Genomic DNA, 19,478 nt, shown 5'->3' with positions numbered 1-19,478 from the left:
ACGCGACCAACACATTCAATTCCGGGGAGGCGGGACAGGTGCGGGTGCTGGTGCCTACCGGCATGATCGGCGCCGGGTTCACCGCCGAGTCGGTGGCCAGAGGGCTCGAGCTCGGTGCGGACGTCATCGCCATCGACGGCGGTTCCACCGACTCCGGTCCGTACTACCTTGGCTCCGGCACCCCGAAGACCTCCGCCGCGGCGGTCGCGCACGACCTGCGGATCGCACTGCGCGCGGCGGCCAAGGCCCGCATTCCGCTCATCGTGGGATCCTGCGGCACCAGCGGTGCCGACAGCGGCGTCGACTGGCTGGCGGGCATCGCCGCCGGCATCCTCGCTGAGGACGACCTCCAGCTGACCGTCGCCACCATCTACAGCGAGCAGTCCCCGGCCCACCTCAGGCAACGCCTGGCCGACCACGCCATCCACCCGCTGCCGCCGCACGGCCCGCTCGACGCCGCGACCATCGACGGCTGCGCGCGCATCGTGGGCATGATGGGCCACGAGCCCATCGCGGCCGCGCTGTTGGCCGGCGCGGACGTCGTCCTGGCCGGCCGGGCCACCGACACCGCCGTGGCCGCCGCCGTCCCGCTGCTGCACGGACTGCCCGCCGGGCCGGTGTGGCACGCGGCGAAGATCGTCGAGTGCGGCGGCCAGTGCACCACCAACCCGCGCACCGGCGGCGTGCTGGCCACGATCGACCACGACGGCTTCACGATCGAGCCGCTCGACCCCGCCTCGGCGTGCACCCCGGCGTCGGTGGCCGCCCACATGCTCTACGAGACGGCCAACCCGTTCCGGATGCGCGAACCGGCCGGCACGCTCGACGTCACCAACGCCACCTACCGCGCGGTGACCGACCGCGTCGTGCGCGTGGAGAACTCGGTCTTCGAACCGGCAGAGCAGCACACGATCAAGCTCGAGGGCGCCAGGATCAGCGGCTACGAGACGATGTCGTTCTCCGCGATCCGCGACCCGCACATCCTGGCCAACATCGAGGACTGGGCCGCGCTGCTGGCCAAGGTGCTCGCCGACCGCGTTCACCAGACCCTCGCGCTCGGCGATGACGACTACCAGGTCGACATCCGGCTCTACGGCCACAACGCGATCCTGGAGGACCTCGACCCCGCGACCGGCCCGGCCAGGGAGGTCGGGGTGATGCTGCTGGTGCGCGCCGCCGACCAGGCCACCGCGACCGCGGTCGCGAAGGTCGCCAACCCGCTGATGCTGCACCTGCCGACGGCCGACATGGCGTACCTGCCGAGCCTGGCGTTCGCGACCTCACCGGCCGAGACCGAGCGGGGCGCGGTGTACGAGTTCGTCCTCAACCACGTCGTCGACGCCGACAGCCCGACGGCGATGTTCCGCACCGAGATGGGGGAAGCCCGTGCCTGAGACCCTGCAGGACCTCGCGCTCGAGGTCCGGTCCAAGAACGCGGGCCCGTTCTGGGTCACCATGGAGCTGTTCCTGCGCGACGAGGCCGCCTACGCCGTCGCCGCCGACCCGGCTTTCCTGAACGAGGAGGTCATCGGGCGGCTGTATGGCGTGCCGGCCGACGGTGTGCGGATCTTCCGCGTCCCGTCGCTGGACGTCGTCAAGATCTCCTTCCCCCGGCCGGTCGCCCAGGGCAGCCTGCGCGACCGGGACATCCACGCCGGCCAGCACCATGTGCCGCTGGCCATGCTCCCGCTGCCCTAGGCGGGGTCGCGGTACAACGGCGTCTGTTCGCCGTAGCGCACCTGGCGGACAGCGCCGGGCAGGGCCGTGGCCAGCGCCCTGGACGCGGCGACCGAACAGCCGACGGTGAACTCGATCTCCTCGTCCACCTCGCAGGCCAGGCACCAGGCCTGATCCGCCGGCCACACCAGGTGCGGTTCCTGGGAGCCGGTCGCGGCGCCGTACCAGGCCAGCGACGGCGCGTCTCGGAGCACGTCGACCGGGCCGGTGAACAGCAGCATCTCCCGATGGGGAACCGGCACTCGTGGTGCCTGCGGCACCGGGTCCCCCGTCCAGCCCTCCCAGATCGCCACATACCCGCTGGCCGGGGTTGCCGTGTGGGCGGCGAGGGTCGCGAGTGCCACGCGAATCGGATCGGCCGCCGGGGCCATGGCGATCCGCACGTACACGTCGAAGCCCGGCGGGCCGTACCGAACGAGGTCCCACCAGTCGACATCGGTCCGCAGCAGCCACCGCGCCGCCGCCGCGTCCGCCGCGGGCCTGATCGCCGTCATGGACCGTCAGTTTGCTACAGGGAGCTGGAGGGTGAAGCGGGCGCCGCCGGTGGGGGCGGCGTCGGCCTGGAGGGTGCCGCCGTGGCGGTGGGCGATGTCGCGGGCGATGGCCAGGCCGAGGCCCGCGCCGCCGCGGTCGCGGGTGCGGGCCTCGTCCAGGCGGGTGAAGCGGTCGAAGATCCGCTCCCGGTTGGCCGGCGCGATGCCGTTGCCGTCGTCCTCGATGTTGATGACCACCGCGCCGGTGGTCGCGTGCAGGTGGGCGTCGACGTGGTGCCGGCGGTGGCGGTGGGCGTTGTCGAGGAGGTTGCCGAGCAGGCGTTGCAGGTGGGGCGCGCTGCCGTGCACGGTGACCGGACCGTCGGGGACGTGGGTGCGGACCGCCTCCCGGCGTCTGGTCAGTTCGGTGAGCGTGGCGGTCAGGTCGACCTCGGTGTTCCTGGCGGGCTCGTCGGCGTCCATGCGGGCCAGGAACAGCAGGTCGTCGGTGAGCTGGGCCAGCCGGTGGGTGTCGGCCAGCGCGTCGCGTGCGCTGGCCGGCCAGTCGGTCCCGGCCGGGTGGTCGACGGCCAGTTCCAGTTCGGTGCGCAGGGCGGCGATCGGGCCGCGGAGCTCGTGGGAGGCGTCGGCGACGAACTGGCGGTGCTGGCCGACGGCGTGTTCGAGGCGGTCCAGGGTGGCGTTCATCGTGCCGGCCAGTTGACTGACCTCGTCGCGGGTGGGTGGCAGGGGGACGCGGCGGTGGAGGTCGTTGGTCGTGATGTCGGCGAACTCGGCGCGGATCCGCTCGATCGGCGCCAGCGTGCTGCGCACCGACCGCCGGGTCATGACGGCTACCGCGAGCAGCACGACGACGGAGATCCCGCCCCATGACCAGGCCAGTGTGGACAGTGCGCTCTCGGTTGCCTCCAACGAGGTCTGGCTCTGCACGATGTAGGTGCCACGGTCGGTCACCACCAGGCGGAGGAAGGCCACGGCCCCTTCGGTCGGCGTCTGTGTCCTCGGCTGTTCGCCCGGCTCCAGGATCTGGACGGTCGTCGTGCCGTCGGACACGATGCTCGGGTTCTCCCCGGCGATGAGCTGCGCGGAGACGGTGTCCAGCGCCACCTGGGCCTGGTTCTCCGCGCTGGCGGTGAGATTCCCCCGCACGAGCCAGGTCACCAGCACGATCGCGGCGGCGAGCGCCACGGCCACCACGACGGTCGCGACCAGCGTGGTGCGGGCCCGGATCGAGGCGAGCACGGCTCAGCCGCCGTCGGCGGCGAGTCGGTAGCCGATGCCGCGCAGGGTCTCGATGGCCCGCCTGCCGAACGCGGTGTCGATCTTGCGCCGCAGCTTGCTGACATGCGCCTCGACGGTGTTGACGTCGCCGTCGAAGGCGAAGTCCCACACGTTCTCGATGATCGCGGTCTTCGACACGGCATGGCCCGCGCGGCTGGCCAGGTACTCCAGGATCGCGAACTCCTTGGCGGTCAACGAGATCTCCGTCCCGGCGCGCAGACACCGCGCGGCGGCCGGGTCGACTTCCAGGTCGCCCAACCGGATCCGGGCGCCGCCTGGCCTGCTGATCCGCGCCCGGCGCAACAGGGCGCGGACCCTGGCGGCCAACACCACGTAGGAGAACGGTTTGGTCAGGTAGTCGTCGGCGCCGGCGTCGAGGCCCTCGGCCTGGTCGAACTCGCCGTCCTTCGCGGTGAGCATCAGGATCGGCGTCCAGCGGCCCTCCTCCCGCAGCTGCGCGCACACCCGATACCCGTTGAGGCCCGGCAACATCACGTCCAACACCAGCGCGTCGTAGTCGTGCTCGCGGGCCAGCCACAGCCCGTCGGTGCCGGTGAACGCCAGGTCGACGGCGAAGCCCTCCGCCTCGAGGCCACGTTTCACCAGCGACGCGAGTCGTTCGTCGTCGTCCACCACCAGGATGCGCACCGGCCCCACGCTGCCACAGCTTCCTGAAGGAACCCTGATGATCGGTTTCAGGGAACGATCAGCCGCCGCTGGGCATGCTCCTCGCCGTTGCCGGGCCGCGTCGTGCGGTCCGCACCGGTCGACGAGAGGTGACTGATGCGTAAGTGGATCACGGCGGGCCTGCTGCTGGTGGCCATGACGGGCTGCGGCTCGGCCGAACCCGTTGACGACTCCGGGAAGGTCGCCAGCGCGGGCGGCACCGAGTCCGAAAGCGGTTCGCCAACGCCGAAAGCCGGCGACGACGCCGGCCTCCAGTACACGAAGTGCATGCGGGAGAACGGGGTCGACCTGCCCGACCCGGAACCGGGCAAGTCGCCGGTGGTGGTCGACGGGCCGCCGGACTCCAAGGAGCACAGGGCGCTCACGGCCTGCAAGCAGTACCTGCCGGACGGCGGTGAGCCGGCGCAGATCACTCCGGAGGAGCTCGACCAGCTGCGCGCGTACGCGAAGTGCATGCGGGACAAGGGGGTGGAGATGCCGGATCCCGAGCCGGACGGCAGCATGAGCGGTCCCGCGATGACCGGTGCGGACGCCGAGAAGCTGGCCGCCGCCGACCAGGCCTGTCAGTCGCTGTGGCCGGGGAACCAGTGATGGGTCGGGCACGACGCTGGCTGATCGGCGGCGGGGTCGCGGTGGCGGTCGTCGCGGTCGGCGCGACGGTCACGGCGATGGCGCTGACCGGTTCCCCGGCCGAGTCGCCGGCCGCGCGTCCACTGGCGACCGCGCCGGTGACCAAACAGGACCTCGCCGAGACCAGGACCGTGTCCGGCGCGCTGGACTACGGCCCGGCGCACGAGATCGTCGGCGGGCAGGCCGGCACGTTGACGTGGCTGGCCGGCGCGGGCGAGACCGTCGAGCGGGGCGCGCCGTTGTACACAGTGGACGAGCGGCCGGTGATCGCCATGTACGGCACCGTGCCGATGTACCGGGACCTGCGCCCCGGCAGCGAGGGCGGCGACGTCACGCAGCTGGAGAAGAACCTGCGGGCGTTGGGGTACGACGGGTTCGACGTCGACGCCGAGTACACCGCCGCCACGGCCAGCGCGGTACGCGACTGGCAGGACGATCTCGGGCTGGCGGAGACCGGCACGGTCGAGCGCGGCCGGGTGGTGTTCGTGCCCGCCGCCGTGCGGATCGCCGAGTGGACCGGACAGCTCGGCGGGCCGGCGACCGGTCCCGTGTTGTCCTACACCGGCGCCACCCTGGTCGTCACCGCGGACCTGGACGCCGCCGACCAGCGGCTGGCGAAGGTCGGCGACCCGGTCACCGTCCAGCTCCCCGACGGCGCCACCACGGCCAAGGTCACCGCCGCCACCACGCTGTCCACTGTGGACGACAAGCAGGACGACGCCGCGGCGGTTCGGCTGACCATGGCCGTCGCCGACCAGAAAAGCCTCGCCGCGCTCGAGGGCGGCACCCCGGTGGACGTCGACCTGGTCGCGCAGCGGCGGGCCGACGTGCTCACCGTGCCGGTCGCCGCGCTGCTCGCGCTCGCCGAGGGCGGCTACGGCGTCGAGGTCGTCGACAAGGGAACCAGCCGGATCGTCGCCGTCGAGACCGGCATGTTCGCCGGCGGCCAGGTCGAGGTCTCCGCCCCGGACCTGGCGGCCGGCCAGCGGGTGGGGGTGCCGTCGTGATCGTGCGCCTGCGCGGCATCCGCAAGGACTACCCCGGCGGCGTGACCGCGCTCGACGGTGTCGACCTCGACATCGCGCCCGGCGAGCTGACCGCGATCGTCGGCCCGTCCGGGTCGGGGAAGTCCACTGTGCTCAACATCGTCGGCGCGCTGGACCGGCCGACCGATGGCCAGGTCGTCATCGACGGGTTCGACCTCGCCACCCTGTCCGACCGGCAACTGTCCGCGCTGCGGGCCGGCCGGATCGGCTTCGTGTTCCAGCACTTCCACCTCGCCCAGGGCGTCCGCGCGCTCGACAACGTCGCCGACGGCCTGCTCTACACCGGCACCCGCCCAGGAGCCCGCCGCCGGCGCGCGGCCGACGCACTGGCCAGGGTCGGCCTCGCGCACCGGCTCGGCCACCGGCCACACCAGCTGTCCGGGGGCGAGAAACAGCGGGTGGCGATCGCCCGCGCCATCGTCGGCGAGCCGAGCCTGCTGCTGGCCGACGAGCCGACCGGGGCCCTCGACACCCGCTCCGGCCAGACCGTGCTCACCCTGCTCCGCGACCTCAACGCCGGCGGCACCACCGTCATCGTGATCACCCACGACCGGGAGATCGCCGCCGCCATCGGCCGGCGGATCTCGATGCGCGACGGCCGGGTCGAGGCCGACACATGCTGACCCCGGCGAGGCTGAGCGTGCGGGACCGGCTGCACGTCGGCGCGACCGGCCTGCGGACCCGGCCGATGCGTGCCTTCCTGTCGGCACTGGGCATCGCGATCGGCATCGCCGCGATGGTCGCGGTGGTCGGCATCTCCGGCTCCAGCCGCGCCCAGCTCGACCGGGCGCTCGACACCCTCGGCACCAACCTGCTCACCGTCGCGCCCGGCCCCGGCCTGGCCGGCGGCAACCCCACCCTGCCCTCGGCCGCCGCCGGCATGGTCGGCCGGATCGGCCCGGTGGAGTCGGTGTCCTCGATCGGCGAGGTCCCCGAGGCGAAGGTCTACCGCAACGAGCACATCCCGGCCGCCGAGACCAACGCCATCGGCACCTATGCCACGGCGCTGGACCTGCCGGCGACCGTCGGCGCGACCGTCGCCGACGGCCAGTGGCTCACCCGCGCCACCGCGCGCTATCCGGCGGTCGTGCTCGGCGCCAAGGCCGCCGAACGGCTCGGCATCACGACCGCCAGGCCCGACGTCCAGATCCTGGTCGGCGGCCGGCGGGCCACGGTGGTGGGCATCCTCGCCCCCGCGCCGCTGGCCCCCGAGCTCGACAGCGCCGTGCTGCTCGGCCACGACGCCGCGACCCGGTACTTCGGCTTCGACGGCCACCCGACCACCATCTACACCCGCGCCCGCGAGGACGCCGTGCACCAGGTCCGCGACGTGCTGGCCGCCACGGCCAACCCGGAACGCCCCTACGACGTCGCGGTCTCCCGGCCCTCGGACGCGCTGGCCGCCCAGCACGCCGCCGATCAGGCGTTCACCGGGCTGCTGCTGGGACTCGGCGCCGTGGCGCTGCTCGTCGGCGGCATCGGCGTGGCCAACACGATGGTCATCTCCGTGCTCGAACGCCGGGCCGAGATCGGCCTGCGCCGCGCGCTCGGCGCGACCAGGGGCCAGGTTCGCGGCCAGTTCCTCAGCGAGTCGCTGCTGTTGTCCGCGCTCGGCGGCGCGGCGGGCGCGGTCCTCGGCATGGCGGTGACCGCGTGCTACGCGCTGGTCCGCGGCTGGCCGACGGTCGTCCCGCCCTGGGTGCTCGCCGGGGGCGTGCTGGCGACGTTGGCCGTCGGCGGCCTTGCCGGTCTCTACCCGGCCACCCGCGCCGCCCGGCTCGACCCCACCACCGCACTGGCCACCACCTGACCAGTCCACAAAGGAGTATCGATGCGATTCCGGATGACCGCGGGAGCCCTGGCGGTCCTGGCCACCGCGCTGACGGCGCCGGCGAGTGCCGCCACCGACCCCCTCGCGGAGTTCCACGAACAACAGCCGAACTGGTACCAGTGCCAGGACCGGCCGCCACCGGACCCCTCGGAGCAGCCGGACGACGGCATCATCATCGATCCGTGGCAGGGCCAGTGGAAGTACCTGGAGTGCGCCATGGTGACCGTGCCGCTGAACTACCGTGACCCGGACGCCGGCCGGCTCCGGATCGAGATCAGCCGGCACCGGGCGACCGATCCCGCCCGGCGTAAGGGAGTTCTGCTGCTCAACCCCGGCGGGCCCGGCGGCGGCGGGCTCGGCATGCCGCTCGGGGCCCGCCACCAGGAGATCGCCACGCACTTCGACCTGATCGGGTTCGATCCCCGCGGCGTCGGCCCGTCCAGTGAGGTCGAGTGCGAACGGGTGCCCGACATCCGGCCGAACACCACCCGCCCGACCGACGACCAGTTCCCGCTCTACGCCGCCTACGCCCGCGCCAAGGAGGACGCCTGCGAGCGGGCGAGCGGCGGCGTCCGCCCGTATCTCAACACGGCGAACACCGCGCGGGACATGGACGTCATCCGGGCCGTGCTCGCCGAGGAGAGGGTCAACTATCTCGGCTACTCCTACGGCACCTATCTCGGCGCGGTCTACGGCAGCCTGTTTCCCCAGCGGCTCAACCGAAGCGTGCTGGACTCGGCGGTGCACCCCGACTGGATCTGGCACGAGCAGGCCCGCCGGCAGTCGGTCGGCGTCCGGTTCAACGTGGAGCAGTGGGCGGCCTGGGTCGCCGAGCGCGACGGCACCTACCACCTTGGCACGAGCCAGCACGAGGTGCTGGCCACCACCGAGGCCCTGGCCGCCGCGCTGGCCGACCGGGCGGTCCCGCTGGACCGCGAACGACCGGAGAACTGGCCGGCGTACTGGCCGACCGAAGTCGACCGGTCCACATTGGACAGGTTCCTGGCCACCGCGGCACCGACCCGGCCGGTCTGGGACGTGGTCGCCGAGGTGATCGGGCAGCTGCGCGCGGCCGCCGAGGGGAACACCGCGCTGGCCGAGGACGCCAGCCGGGCAGTCGGCATGCTGTCGCCCATTCCCAAGGTCGATCCCGGGGTGTACGACACGGTGACCTGCGAGGCCGACTGGCCGGCCGACCTGGACACCTACTACGAGGACATGCGCCACTACCGCGACCGCTACCCCTACGCGGACGGCAACGGCGCGGGCGTGGTCGGCGCCGCGCCGACCAACTGCGCGTTCCGGTTGTTCACCCCGCCGGAGCCGCTGGTCGAGCTGGCCCGCGCCGGCTACCCCAACGGCGTGGTGATCCAGGGCGACGGCGACCCGGCCACCCAGTACGCCGGCGGGCCGGCGATGGCCGCGAAGCTCGGCCACCAGCTGATCTCCGTGCGCGACAGCGGGCTGCACGGGCACTACGGCGCCAACCCGTGCGTCACCGAGGCGGTCGATGACTACCTGATCAACGGTGTCCTGCCGCCCGCGCGCTCGGAGTGCGCCGACGAGCCGCGTCCCCAGGTGCCGCCCGACGATGCTCCGGATGCCGGTGCGGGTGTCGTCCGGTCGGCCGATACCTTGCACGCCAGGGTCGAGGCCGCCAGCGCGCGTCAGTCCATCTGGCGGTGATCGTCCCGTGGTCGAGTACCGCAACGATTCTCCATGGAGGACAACGTGTTTCGCACTGTCAGGGCGCCCGTGGCAATCGCACTGAGCTGCGTGGTCGCCGGCGTCGCGCTCACCGGATGTGAAGAGGCGTCCGAGGCAACGCCCCCGGCCAACCCACCGGCCTCGACCAGCACCGAGCAGGAACTGCTGGCGGGCACCGAGAAGATCGACGTGGACGGCAGGTCGGTGCAGGTGTCGTGCACGGGCGAGCTGGCCGAGGGCCGGCCGGTGATCGTGTTACTGGCGGGCGCGGGCGACGGGCTGGAGAAGCTGGCCGGTATCCAGGAGACGCTGAGCAAGCAGGACCGGGTCTGCTCCTACGACCGGCTCGGCGCGGGCAAGAGCGACCAGCCAGCCGGCCCGCAGGATTTCGCCAGCAGCGGCGAGGTGCTGACCGCGGTGCTCGACAAGGCCGCCGGTGACCATCCGGTCGTGCTCGCCGGGCACTCGCTCGGCGGGTTGATCGCCGCCAGGTACACCCCCGAGCACCAGGACCGGGTCAAGGGCCTGGTGTTGGTGGACGCCACCCCGTCGACCGCGGTGGCGGACACGCTGGCGCTGGTGCCCGAGACGGCCGCCAGCCCCGCGGCCGACGTGCGCGCGCAGATGGTCGCGATGAGCAAGGGGGAGAACCCGGAGCTGCTCACGATCGCCGACGGGGAGGTCAGCTCCGCCGGGGACATCCCGGTCGAGGTGCTCACCCACGGCCCGGAGTTCCTCACGGCGATTCCGGAGTACGGGCCGGACCTGGAGCGCATCTGGTCGGAGGGGCAGGAGAAGTGGCTCGCCCTGTCCAGCCGCAGCAAGCTCAGCGTCGCGGAGCGGAGCACCCACTACATCTACGTCGACCAGCCGGAGATCGTCGTCGAGGCCGTCCAACGCGTCGCCGAGCAGGCCGGCGACCAAGGCTGATCGCGGGGCGGCAACGACCTCCCCGCTGCCTACCTCGCTGCCTACCTTGCTGCTTCGCGCTGGACGACAACGCGACCTGGCGGTTGACGTGTCCGCGGAGTGCGTTCCGGCCAACCGTGTCGCACGTCGGCTGAACCGGCACCCACCGGCGGCGCAAGGGTTTACGCTGCGTCGCGTCAACACATCTCGTATATAGGGGGCGCACGCAGTGACATACCCGCAGCAGGGCGGGGGCTACCCGCCGAACCAGGGGGGCTACGGTCCGCCATCCGGCGGATTCAACCAGCCGCAGGGTGGCGGGTACCCGCCGCAGCCGGGTGGCGGTTGGCAGCAGCCTCCCGGCTATCCGCCGCAACAGCCGCCGGGTTACGGCCCGCAGCAGCCGGGTGGTTGGGGACCGCCGCCGCCGAAGAACAATACCGGGTTGATCATCGGCGTCGGTGGGGCCGTGCTCGCCGCGGTGGTCGCGCTGGTGTTGGTCCTCGTGCTGACTGGCGGCGACGACGATGACAAGAAGTCGTCGAACACCGCGGACGACAGCGGGAACCCGTCGGTCCAGATCCCCGGCCCCAACGGCGGTTCCGGGGACAGCGGTTCTGACAGTGGCTCCGACAGCGAGGGCGCCGGCGCGAGCGAGGACGACGGTGACAGCTCCGGCGGCGGCTCCGGCGGGACGGGCAGCCCGGAGGACCTGGCCGAGATGGTCGTGACGATCATCGAGGAGCAGGACTACGACGCCATCGACGACTACGCCTGCAGCTCGTCGGACGCCACCGCGCTCAAGAGCGAGCTGTCCAACCTCGAGGGGCTCGACGTGTCCGTGCGGCTCGACGACGTGTCCGAGTCCGGCGACACCGCCCAGGCCAGGATCGAGCTGTCGTTGGGCGACCAGACCGAGGGCATCACGGTCGAGATGGAGGAGTCCGGCGGCGAGTGGTGTGCCACCGGGCTCTGAGTGCGGGACCGGGACGGGCGACCAGGGTCACGCCCGTTCCGGTCACTCGTCCAGGTCCTCGAGTGAGGTGGGGATCGGGAAGGGCGGGGCGCTGGTGCCGCTGATCCGGTAGCGGCCCCACGGGTCGGGGTCGGTGAGCTGTCCGGCCGCTTCGCCGTGCGGGGTGCGCAGCAGGCCACTGCCCTTGCGGCCGCCGACCAGCTCGGCCAGCTCGTCGTGCCGCTGGATCCGGCCGTACCACTGGTACCGGCCGCTGATCGGTTCGAAGTTCCCGGCCAGGGTCACGGTGACGGCGAGTTCGGTGTCCGCCACGGTCAGCGTCGCCGTACCCGAGTAACCGTCCTCGTCGTGCTCACTCATGCAGTACATGTTACCGGAAGTAATAGGTAATCGATAGAGGGAGGGTGCCGCGCGGCGGCAACTCGGCACGGCGACGATGAAGGACACGGTGAACACCGCACTTCGTCTCGCCGCAGGCGAGGCGCATCAGCGCTCGGACGTGCCAGCAGCCCTGGACACGTTGGCTGCCTTCGATTTCGCCGATCGAGTGCAGGCGTGGCGCTGACCTGGCTGGTCGATACCAGTGTGCTGACTCGCCTGCCGAACAGCGAGGTGCGCGCAGCGGTGACATCGCTCGTGGAGCAGGGCCGGGTCGGCCGGTGCACCATGTCAGACCTCGAAATCGGTTTCTTCGCCCGCAATGGCAATGAGTGGGATGCTCTGCAACGAGCATTGAGTGCTTTCCCGCTGGTGGACGTTGTGTCGTCAGACTTCGACCAGGCCAGGGAAACCCAGCGGGCGCTCGCCGCCCTGGGGCTCAAGGGGTGCAAGATGCCAGATCTCATCATTGCCGCGGTGGCGTTGCGGATGGAGTTGTCCGTGCTGCACTACGACCGGGACTTCGACCTGATCGCGCAGATTACCGGCCAACCCACCCAGTGGGTGACGGCACGCGGCACGGTCGACTGACCCGTAATTCCCGCTTCGGTTACCTGACATACGCTGTGCCGATCGCGGCGGGGGCCGACCGGCGCGGCTGGTCGAGAGGAATTCCGGTGGACGTGCGGTGGCTCCAGGCGCAGCAACAGTTCCACGTGCACCAGAAGATCACCATGATGATCAACCGCTACGAGGTCTTCGCCGACGACGCGCGTGGTGAGCCGGGGGCGCCCGTCGCCTTCGTCGAGCAGAAGCGGATGGCGTTCAAGGAACAGGTCACCCTCTTCACCGACGAGAGCAAGCAGTCGGTGCTCGCCGGTTTCACGGCCCGCAAGGTGATCGACCTGGCCAGCGCCTACGACGTGACCACTGCGGACGGCGCCCCGATCGGGGTTTTCGGTAAGCGGTTCGGCAAGTCGCTGTTCCGCTCGACCTGGCAGCTCGACCAACCGGGACAGCAGCCGGTCGTGGCCAGGGAACGCAGCCTGGCCATGGCGTTGTTCCGCCGGGTATGGGACTTCCTCCCGTTCAGCGACGTCCCGTTCCCGTGGAAGTACCACTTCGAGCTCACCCGGGACGACACCCTCGTCGGCACCGTGGTCAAGAAGACCCGCTTCCGGGACCACTACCTGGTCCGCATCGAGGACCCCACCCTCGACCGCAGACTGGTGCTCGCACTGGCCATCGCCCTGGACGCGTTGCAGTCGCGGTGAGCTCGTGGGGCACGAGCATGGCGGCCGCCCACTCGGGTCGGCCGGCTCAACCGTCCAGGACGTAGCCGAACCCGCGAATGGTGTGGATCATCGGTGGGTCGCGCAGCTTGCGGCGTAGCTGGTTGATGACCACGTCCAGGACGTTCGAGGTCGGGTCGACGACCGGGTCCCACACCTCACGGATCAGGTCCGCCCGGCTGACCGGGGTGCGCTGGCCGGCCATCAGCTGGTGCAACACGTCGAACTCCTTGCCGGTCAACGTGAGCAGCACCCCCGTGCGGCGCACCTCGTGCCGGCCGGTGTCGATCTCCAGGTCTCCGCAGCGCAGCACCGGCCGCTGCCCGCCCGCCACCCGGCGGCACAGCCGGCGGACGCGCGCGGCCAACTCCTCGGTCGCGAACGGCTTCACCAGGTAGTCGTCGCCGAACTCCAGGCCCGCGACGCGATCGGCGACCGCGTCGCGGGCGGTGAGGAACAGCACGGGCACCGCGAGCCCCCGGCCGCGCAGGTAGCTCAGCGCGTCCCCGGAGGGCAGGATGCGGTCGAACACCGCGCAGTCGTAGGCATTGACCGACAACGCCTCGTCGGCGGCTGGCAGGTCACCCGTCGCGTCCACGGCGAACCCAGCCGCGCGCAGCGAGCCGGCGACCGCGACCCGGAGATCCTCGTCGTCCTCGACCACCAGTACCCGCACGGTCGCGACATTACCGCCGCGCGCTAGCCCGTCGCGGCCAGCACGTCGGCCGAGGTGAGGGTCCGCAGCTCGGTCAGGTCCGGCATCCGGCCGAGCAGCCGCAGGCGTTGGGACTGGACCTTGCGCACGCTCTCGAACAGCCGGCGGGCGTCGCGCGCGTTGCCGAAGTTCTGGTCGTCCGCGATCCGGCCGAAGTACTCCCGCAGCACGGGGGCGGTGTCCTCGGCCAGCCGGTAGTCGCCGCCGGTGACCATCCGGCCGATGATCTGCACCAGGTCGGCCGGCGAGTAGTTCTCGAACTCGATGGTCTTGGAGAACCGGGACGCCAGACCGGGGTTCGCGTCCAGGAACGCGGCCATCTCCGTGGTGTAGCCGGCGACGATCACCGCCACCTCGTCGCGGTGGTCCTCCATCAGCTTCACCAGCGTGTCGATGGCCTCCTGGCCGAAGTCGCCACCCGAGCCGGCCTGGCGGGACAGCGTGTAGGCCTCGTCGATGAACAGCACCCCGCCCAACGACTCCTCGAACACCACCGACGTCTTCTCCGCGGTGTGCCCGATGTACTGCCCGACCAGGTCCCGCCGGGACACCTCGCGGAACTGGCCCTTGGCCAGCACGCCAAGGGATTTGAGCAGCCGGCCGTAGGTGCGGGCCACCGTGGTCTTCCCGGTGCCCGGCGCGCCGGCGAAGATCAGGTGATGGCTGACCGTGCCGACCGACAACCCGGCCCGCCGGCGCCACTCGTTCACCTGGATCTCGTCGACCACCGCGTGCACCTCGGCCTTCACCCCTGGCAGGCCGACCATGCCGTCCAGATCGGACAGCAGCTCGTCGATGTCGGCGTCGCCGCTGGTGGCCACCCGCCTGGCCGGCTCGGTCACCGTCGGGGTCGCGCCGTCGGCGACGAACACCCCCGGCGACGCGGAGTTGTCGACCTGGCAGGAGTCGATGGCCCCGGCACAGCCGGCGGCGAACGCGATGCCGACCCCGCCGACGTCGTGCACCTTGCACCGGCGCACTTCCGGCCTGCTCCGCTGGGCGACCGCGATGCCCTCGTGCCCGGTCCTGGCCACCTCGCAGGCCTCGATCAGCGGCCGGGCGTACTGGTAGACGTAGATCCCCCGGTGCCCGCAGTCGGTGATCCGGCAGTTGCGCAGCTCCGGGTCGGCGCCGAGACCGATCACCACGCCGTCGCCGGCCACGTTCGACACCGTGGTCTCGTCCAGCCGCCCGGAGGAGCTCTCCACCACGATGCCCTGCTCCGCACCGTCCACAGTGCACCGGGTGAGCGCGAACCTGCGGCAGTCGCGCACCACGATCGCCGGCCCGGTCTCGGCGGCGAGCACACACCGCTCCATGGTCAGCTCGACGTCCTCGGCCAGCACCGCCGCCGCCCCCGAGCGCAGCGTGATGCCGTGCAGCGCGAGCGATCCGCCGCGGACCCGCAGCGTCGGCCAGTCGCCGCCGGCGCCGTCGAGGACCACCTCGCCGCCCTCGTGGGCGCGGATGGTGAGCCGCCGGTCGGCCAGCTCGAAGGTCTCCGCGTAGGTGCCGGCCACCACGGCGAGCACACCCCCGTCCGGCGCGTGGCCGAGCGCGTCGCCGATCGTCGGGTACGCGCCGTGGCGCCCTGGCGCGACCAGCAGGGTCCGCGACCCCATGGTGGTCATCAGCCCGCCCTCGCGATCAACCAGCCCCGGTCGGCCGCCTTGACGCCCGCCTGGAAACGACTGCGCGCGCCCAGCCGGTTCATGATGTCGGCGACCATCCGCCGCACGGTCCGCACCGACACCCCCAGCCGCACCGCGGCCGACTCGTCGGTGCTGCCGGCCGACAGCAGCGACAGCAGCTCCCGCTCGCGGGGGTTGAGCTCGGCGGCCTCCGGCAGGTCCGACGGGCTCATCGGCACCGCCGTGAGCCACACCCGCTCGAACAGCTCGATCGTCGTGGTCACCACGCTGGCGAGCCGGAACACCGCCGTGCCAAGGGAAGTGCCGCCGGAGGTGCGGTCGACCGGCAGCACCACCACCCGGCCGTCGACCACCAACGCGTCGGTCGGCACCTCGGCCACCGTGCGGGTGTCCGCGCCGGCGAGCGCGAGCGCGCCGAGTTGGCTGGCCAGCGCCTGCGCGGTGCGCGCGGTGTCCGGCACGATCACCCGGTACCGCACCCCCCGGCGCAGGTTCTCGTGGTCGATCCGGCGCACCGCGCCGATCGGGTCGCGGTCCACCACCGTCAGCGTGCTCATCACGAGCACCTCGGTGCGCGCGCCGGCCAGCAACGCCTCGACCCCGGCGCTGGAGGGGTTGCGGACGGCATGCGGGTGTAAGACGGCTACCGGGTTGTCCTGACGGTCGGCGAGCACGGTCATGGCAGGAAGACTCCGATCGGAAGCGAGACGGCGACCCCGGTGAGCTGTGTGCCGTCGAGTCGGGCGAGCCGGATCCCGCGGGGTGTGACGCGGTGGGCGATGGCGCCGGCCGCGGCGTCGACGGCGGCCTCGGTCGTGCCGGCGAGGCGGATGGTGGCGCTGCCGATGGGCTCGCCCCGGCGTTGGGTGCTGGCGGCGAGGGTCACCGTCACCGCCACCCCGGGCACGCCGGCGAGCAGCGCGCTGATCAGCCCGCGTGCCTGGGTGTCGGTGAGCGCGGCCCAGCCGGTGAGGCCGAAGGTGGCCTGGTTTACCGGGCCGGTGCGCCAGAACCGCCAGTCCTCGCGCACCTCGGTCCGGCCGCCGGTGACGTGTGCCAGCCCGGCGATCGCGGACAGCGCCTGCTCCTCGGCGAGCGGCTGGGCGGCCACCCCGGCCCGGTCAAGGGCCCGGCGCACCCGGCGCAGGGCGTTGCGCAACGTGAGGGTCAGCTGGGCGTCGACCGGGGTCTCGACGGTGCGCGCGGCGTGTACCGCGACCAACAGCCGGCGCGGGGTCTGCGCCCGCAACCCGGCGTGCAGCACGAGTTGCACGCCGAACAGCTGGTGTCCCGCGTCGGACACCGTCGGCAGCAGTGCGGCCGGCATCGGCAGGGTGGCGAGCAGTTCCGGGGTGAGCGCCGCCGGTCTGAGCTGCGCGGTCAGGCCGCCGCCGTGGCTGATCGCCATCGCCTGGCCCTGGCTGGTTTCCAGGGTGCGGATCGTCGAGCCGGGCAGCAGCATCCCGAGCAACGCCACCGTGGTGCCGGCCGGGCCACCGGTCTTGGGCAGGTCCTGGCGGCGGGTGCGGGTCAGGAAACCGGCGGCCAACCCGACCAGCTCGTAGAGCCACCGACCGCCGCTGCGCACCGCGGTCAGCGCGAGCAGCACGACCGCCGCGGCCGCGATGGCGATGAGCACCGGCCACGGCTGGCGTACCGACAGCACCACCGCGAACGCGGCGACCTGCCAGCACAGCACCTGCACCGGGTTGAGCCGCCGGAGGTACTCGCGCACGTGCCGCGACCAGGTCCGCTTCGGCGGCGGCCCATGGTGCCCGGTGACCGGCGGCGGCTGGAACGGCGGTGGCGGCAACACCAGTGGGCGGGTGTGCGGGTCGGCCTCGGCCACCGGGTGGGGAGCCGGACGGGCGGCGGTGGGGGTTACCGCCCGCCCGGCCGCGGCGATCCGCACTGGCGGCGCCGCTGATCTCGCCCGCACGGTGACCAGTTCGACACCGGCGTGGCCGACCGCGTGCGCGGTCGTGCTGCCTGGCATGGCGGCCGCGCCGGAGTCCCCTGCGGGAGCGGTCACCGGTCACCTCCTGCTGGCGAGACTTCTGTCGGGAACGGCGGCCACGTCCTGTTCCGGCCAGCTCGGGGTCGGCCGTCGGGTCCGGGAGCTACCGTTCCGGTACCGGCCACACGATTGGCGACGGCACATTAGGTTTCGATGACATGGGGCGCTCGGTGCGGGTAATGGTGGTCGAGGACGACGAGGACCTGCGGATATCGGTGTCCGTCGAACTCGGCGCCGCCGGCTGCGAGGTGGTCTCGGCACCCGACCTGGCGACCACGCACGCGCTGCTGGCCCTTGGCCCGTTCCACTGCGCGGTGTTCGACCGGACGTTGCCCGACGGCGACGCGGTCGACTACGTCCAACACCGCCGCCGCGCCGGCTGGAACGTGCCCGTGCTGTTCCTGACCGCACGCGACTCGGTCGCCGACCGGGTCGCCGGGTTCGCCGCCGGCGGCGACGACTACCTGGTGAAGCCGTTCTCCGTGGCCGAGATGGCCGCGCGGGTCCGCGCGCTGTGCCGACGCGGCGACACCCGGCCAGCGCTGGTGCGCCACGCCGGCCTCGAGGTGGACTGCGCGCGCCGGGCCGTGCGCCGCGACGGCGTGCTGCTCACGGTGTCGGACAAGGAGTTCGCGGTCCTCGAGTTCCTCGCGATCCGGCCGGAGCAGGTGGTGTCCAGGACAGACCTGATCGAGCACTGCTGGGACGCGGTGGCCGATCCGATGTCCAATGTGGTCGATGTGGTGGTGAAACGGTTGCGCCGCAAGCTCGGGCCGCCGGAGCTGATCCACACCGTTCGCGGCCGAGGCTACCGGTTCGGAGCGTACGGTTCGGTCTCGTGAACCGATCGTCGGCCGACCGGCTGCGGCGCCTGCGGTGGGTGCTGACCTTGATGTTCACCGCCATGAACGCCGTGGGGCTCATCGTGTTCGCCTGGCTGGCGATCCAGGCGGACAAGGACAGCGGCGAGACCACGATGGACCTGGAGTTGGCCAGGGTCACCTCGACCGTGGCCCGGTTGCTCGGCCGCGACGGCGACGCGATCATCACCGCGCTCGTCGGACAGGACGAGATCAACCAGCAGTGCCCGCAGTTCGCGGTGCTGCCGGGGGCCGACGGCGGGTTCGACGGGCTGTTCTCGGACAACGAGTGCGTGCGCATCGATCCGGCGATCCTCGGTGGACTGGCCGAACAGGCCGTGCGCACCGGCCGGGAGGTCTACGGCTACCAGAGCGGCGAGGACGACCGGATGCTGCGGGTGCGCGCCCAGCCGTTCCGGGGCGAGTCCGGCTATCTCGGCGCGGTGGTGGCGGTGACCGACGCCGAACCGGTGCTCGCCGACCACGACGAACTGGTGCTGTGGGTGGTGATCGGCGCCGCGGTGCTCACCGGCAGCCTGGCCTTCGCCGGCCACCTGATCGCCGCGTGCGCGATCCGCCCGGCGCTGAGCGCGCTGGAACAACAGGAGACGCTGCTCGCCGAGACCGCGCATGACCTGCGCACCCCGGTGGCCGCGTTGCGCGCGCTCGCGGAGACCGCGCTGCGCAACCCGACCCAGCGCGGCGACCTGTTACCCCGCACGGTCCGGCTCGCCTCCCGGATGGGCGGCATCATCGACGGGCTGCTGGTGCGCGCCCGGCTCGCGGCCGGGGTGGAACGGCTGGCCGTGCAACCGTTGTGGCTGGACCAGTTGGTGGCCGGCGTGGTCGAGGAGACGCCGACCGACGGCGCGGCCATCACGCTGACCGCCGCGCCGTGCAAGGTGCTGGTCGACCCGACGCTGCTACAGCGGGCGATCGGCAACCTGTTGGACAACGCCGTGCGCTACGGTCACCAACCCGACCAGCCAGCGGTCGTGCACATCACCGTCGCGAACGGACGGGTCACCGTGGCTGATCACGGTCCGGGCGTGCACGGCGAGTTCGTGGACAAGGCGTTCGACCGGTTCGGCACCGGGAGCGGCTCGTCTGGACTGGGACTGTCGATCGTGCGCTGGGTGGCCACCGCGCACGGCGGGACGCTGTCGGTCTACAACGCGGAGGACGCCGGCGCCATCTTCGAGCTGGCACTGCCTGTCGTGTCCTGAACTATGGGCTACCACCGGAAATGGTCGCGCAAGACGGCTG

The 19,478-nt window shown here is 72.1% G+C and carries 22 protein-coding genes; 14 read left to right on the top strand and 8 right to left on the bottom strand.

Features of this window, described 5'->3' with window-relative positions; genetic code table 11:
- The first annotated feature begins 38 nt into the window (after nt 1–38).
- Both ACYVIP_RS34520 and ACYVIP_RS34515 read left to right on the top strand, forming a co-directional pair.
- Complete coding sequence (locus ACYVIP_RS34520) at nt 39–1,394, top strand: acyclic terpene utilization AtuA family protein (RefSeq protein WP_460404093.1); 1,356 nt, start codon at nt 39–41, stop codon at nt 1,392–1,394.
- On the top strand, nt 1,387–1,698 hold the full coding sequence (locus tag ACYVIP_RS34515; protein ID WP_460404091.1) for a DUF4387 domain-containing protein: 312 nt from the start codon (nt 1,387–1,389) through the stop codon (nt 1,696–1,698). Before ACYVIP_RS34520 ends, ACYVIP_RS34515 begins: the two co-directional genes overlap by 8 nt.
- On the opposite strand, the gene ACYVIP_RS34510 is transcribed toward ACYVIP_RS34515, so the two are convergent.
- Genes ACYVIP_RS34510 through ACYVIP_RS34500 form a run of 3 tightly spaced genes read right to left on the bottom strand, consistent with a single transcriptional unit; the run spans nt 1,695 to nt 4,160 of the window.
- Nucleotides 1,695–2,231 (bottom strand): hypothetical protein, encoded by a 537-nt coding sequence (locus tag ACYVIP_RS34510; RefSeq protein ID WP_460404089.1) that lies wholly within the window; start codon nt 2,229–2,231, stop codon nt 1,695–1,697. The genes ACYVIP_RS34515 and ACYVIP_RS34510 overlap by 4 nt on opposite strands.
- Before the next feature lie 6 nt (nt 2,232–2,237).
- The gene (locus ACYVIP_RS34505) at nt 2,238–3,473 is read right to left on the bottom strand and encodes a sensor histidine kinase (RefSeq protein ID WP_460404087.1); all 1,236 of its coding nucleotides are present in this window, start codon (nt 3,471–3,473) and stop codon (nt 2,238–2,240) included.
- Nucleotides 3,474–3,476: 3 nt separating this feature from the next.
- Nucleotides 3,477–4,160 carry a response regulator transcription factor gene (locus tag ACYVIP_RS34500; protein WP_460404085.1) on the bottom strand — a complete coding sequence of 228 codons (684 nt, stop codon included), beginning with the start codon at nt 4,158–4,160 and terminating at the stop codon, nt 3,477–3,479.
- A gap of 135 nt (nt 4,161–4,295) precedes the next feature.
- Between ACYVIP_RS34500 and ACYVIP_RS34495 the strand changes: the two genes are divergently transcribed.
- From ACYVIP_RS34495 to ACYVIP_RS34465, 7 genes are all read left to right on the top strand, one after another.
- Nucleotides 4,296–4,790, top strand: a complete 495-nt coding sequence (locus ACYVIP_RS34495; protein ID WP_460404083.1) for a hypothetical protein — start codon at nt 4,296–4,298, stop codon at nt 4,788–4,790.
- The gene (locus tag ACYVIP_RS34490; protein ID WP_460404081.1) at nt 4,790–5,836 is read left to right on the top strand and encodes a peptidoglycan-binding protein; all 1,047 of its coding nucleotides are present in this window, start codon (nt 4,790–4,792) and stop codon (nt 5,834–5,836) included. The genes ACYVIP_RS34495 and ACYVIP_RS34490 overlap by 1 nt, the downstream gene beginning before the upstream one ends.
- The gene (locus tag ACYVIP_RS34485) at nt 5,833–6,498 is read left to right on the top strand and encodes an ABC transporter ATP-binding protein (protein WP_460404079.1); all 666 of its coding nucleotides are present in this window, start codon (nt 5,833–5,835) and stop codon (nt 6,496–6,498) included. Before ACYVIP_RS34490 ends, ACYVIP_RS34485 begins: the two co-directional genes overlap by 4 nt.
- Entirely contained in the window at nt 6,492–7,685 is a 1,194-nt protein-coding gene (locus tag ACYVIP_RS34480) for an ABC transporter permease (RefSeq protein ID WP_460404077.1), read from the top strand. The genes ACYVIP_RS34485 and ACYVIP_RS34480 overlap by 7 nt, the downstream gene beginning before the upstream one ends.
- 21 nt (nt 7,686–7,706) lie before the next feature.
- Nucleotides 7,707–9,392 carry an alpha/beta fold hydrolase gene (locus ACYVIP_RS34475; RefSeq protein WP_460404075.1) on the top strand — a complete coding sequence of 562 codons (1,686 nt, stop codon included), beginning with the start codon at nt 7,707–7,709 and terminating at the stop codon, nt 9,390–9,392.
- Nucleotides 9,393–9,461: 69 nt separating this feature from the next.
- Nucleotides 9,462–10,343 (top strand): alpha/beta fold hydrolase, encoded by an 882-nt coding sequence (locus ACYVIP_RS34470; RefSeq protein WP_460404073.1) that lies wholly within the window; start codon nt 9,462–9,464, stop codon nt 10,341–10,343.
- A 208-nt stretch (nt 10,344–10,551) separates the two neighbouring features.
- Nucleotides 10,552–11,298 carry a hypothetical protein gene (locus tag ACYVIP_RS34465; protein ID WP_460404071.1) on the top strand — a complete coding sequence of 249 codons (747 nt, stop codon included), beginning with the start codon at nt 10,552–10,554 and terminating at the stop codon, nt 11,296–11,298.
- A 42-nt stretch (nt 11,299–11,340) separates the two neighbouring features.
- On the opposite strand, the gene ACYVIP_RS34460 is transcribed toward ACYVIP_RS34465, so the two are convergent.
- Nucleotides 11,341–11,658 (bottom strand): DUF4873 domain-containing protein, encoded by a 318-nt coding sequence (locus ACYVIP_RS34460; RefSeq protein WP_460404069.1) that lies wholly within the window; start codon nt 11,656–11,658, stop codon nt 11,341–11,343.
- Nucleotides 11,659–11,734: 76 nt separating this feature from the next.
- Between ACYVIP_RS34460 and ACYVIP_RS34455 the strand changes: the two genes are divergently transcribed.
- The 3 genes from ACYVIP_RS34455 (at nt 11,735) to ACYVIP_RS34445 (ending at nt 12,950) form a co-directional block, all read left to right on the top strand.
- A complete protein-coding gene (locus ACYVIP_RS34455) occupies nt 11,735–11,863 on the top strand; it encodes a hypothetical protein (protein WP_460404067.1) in 129 nt (42 codons plus the stop codon).
- Nucleotides 11,854–12,267: a PIN domain-containing protein gene (locus ACYVIP_RS34450; RefSeq protein ID WP_460404065.1), complete on the top strand. Its 414-nt coding sequence runs from the start codon at nt 11,854–11,856 to the stop codon at nt 12,265–12,267. Before ACYVIP_RS34455 ends, ACYVIP_RS34450 begins: the two co-directional genes overlap by 10 nt.
- A gap of 86 nt (nt 12,268–12,353) precedes the next feature.
- Nucleotides 12,354–12,950 (top strand): LURP-one-related/scramblase family protein, encoded by a 597-nt coding sequence (locus ACYVIP_RS34445; RefSeq protein ID WP_460404063.1) that lies wholly within the window; start codon nt 12,354–12,356, stop codon nt 12,948–12,950.
- A 46-nt stretch (nt 12,951–12,996) separates the two neighbouring features.
- Here ACYVIP_RS34445 and ACYVIP_RS34440 read toward each other — a convergent pair whose 3' ends face one another.
- Genes ACYVIP_RS34440 through ACYVIP_RS34425 form a run of 4 tightly spaced genes read right to left on the bottom strand, consistent with a single transcriptional unit; the run spans nt 12,997 to nt 17,367 of the window.
- Nucleotides 12,997–13,644 (bottom strand): response regulator transcription factor, encoded by a 648-nt coding sequence (locus ACYVIP_RS34440; RefSeq protein ID WP_460404061.1) that lies wholly within the window; start codon nt 13,642–13,644, stop codon nt 12,997–12,999.
- Nucleotides 13,645–13,667: 23 nt separating this feature from the next.
- Entirely contained in the window at nt 13,668–15,314 is a 1,647-nt protein-coding gene (locus tag ACYVIP_RS34435) for a right-handed parallel beta-helix repeat-containing protein (protein ID WP_460404059.1), read from the bottom strand.
- Entirely contained in the window at nt 15,314–16,015 is a 702-nt protein-coding gene (locus ACYVIP_RS34430) for a helix-turn-helix transcriptional regulator (protein WP_460404057.1), read from the bottom strand. The genes ACYVIP_RS34435 and ACYVIP_RS34430 overlap by 1 nt, the downstream gene beginning before the upstream one ends.
- Entirely contained in the window at nt 16,012–17,367 is a 1,356-nt protein-coding gene (locus ACYVIP_RS34425) for a type VII secretion protein EccE (RefSeq protein WP_460404054.1), read from the bottom strand. The genes ACYVIP_RS34430 and ACYVIP_RS34425 overlap by 4 nt, the downstream gene beginning before the upstream one ends.
- A 143-nt stretch (nt 17,368–17,510) precedes the next feature.
- Here ACYVIP_RS34425 and ACYVIP_RS34420 point away from each other — a divergent pair, with 143 nt between their 5' ends.
- Together ACYVIP_RS34420 and ACYVIP_RS34415 are read left to right on the top strand one after the other, a co-directional pair.
- A complete protein-coding gene (locus ACYVIP_RS34420; protein ID WP_460404052.1) occupies nt 17,511–18,194 on the top strand; it encodes a response regulator transcription factor in 684 nt (227 codons plus the stop codon).
- On the top strand, nt 18,191–19,438 hold the full coding sequence (locus ACYVIP_RS34415) for a sensor histidine kinase (protein WP_460404050.1): 1,248 nt from the start codon (nt 18,191–18,193) through the stop codon (nt 19,436–19,438). Before ACYVIP_RS34420 ends, ACYVIP_RS34415 begins: the two co-directional genes overlap by 4 nt.
- Nucleotides 19,439–19,478 lie beyond the last annotated feature (40 nt).

The sequence above is a fragment of the Actinophytocola sediminis genome (assembly GCF_054779715.1).
This window is presented reverse-complemented; position numbering and strand designations above follow the sequence as displayed.

Excerpts from the sequence above, each read along its gene's own strand:
- ACYVIP_RS34510 (WP_460404089.1), bottom strand. The coding sequence starts at position 2,231 with ATGACGGCGATCAGGCCCGCGGCGGACGCGGCGGCGGCGCGGTGGCTG.
- ACYVIP_RS34495 (WP_460404083.1), top strand. The coding sequence starts at position 4,296 with ATGCGTAAGTGGATCACGGCGGGCCTGCTGCTGGTGGCCATGACGGGC.
- ACYVIP_RS34490 (WP_460404081.1), top strand. The coding sequence starts at position 4,790 with ATGGGTCGGGCACGACGCTGGCTGATCGGCGGCGGGGTCGCGGTGGCG.
- ACYVIP_RS34480 (WP_460404077.1), top strand. The coding sequence starts at position 6,492 with ATGCTGACCCCGGCGAGGCTGAGCGTGCGGGACCGGCTGCACGTCGGC.
- ACYVIP_RS34475 (WP_460404075.1), top strand. The coding sequence starts at position 7,707 with ATGCGATTCCGGATGACCGCGGGAGCCCTGGCGGTCCTGGCCACCGCG.
- ACYVIP_RS34460 (WP_460404069.1), bottom strand. The coding sequence starts at position 11,658 with ATGAGTGAGCACGACGAGGACGGTTACTCGGGTACGGCGACGCTGACC.
- ACYVIP_RS34455 (WP_460404067.1), top strand. The coding sequence starts at position 11,735 with ATGAAGGACACGGTGAACACCGCACTTCGTCTCGCCGCAGGCGAGGCG.
- ACYVIP_RS34435 (WP_460404059.1), bottom strand. The coding sequence starts at position 15,314 with ATGACCACCATGGGGTCGCGGACCCTGCTGGTCGCGCCAGGGCGCCAC.
- ACYVIP_RS34430 (WP_460404057.1), bottom strand. The coding sequence starts at position 16,015 with ATGACCGTGCTCGCCGACCGTCAGGACAACCCGGTAGCCGTCTTACAC.
- ACYVIP_RS34420 (WP_460404052.1), top strand. The coding sequence starts at position 17,511 with ATGGGGCGCTCGGTGCGGGTAATGGTGGTCGAGGACGACGAGGACCTG.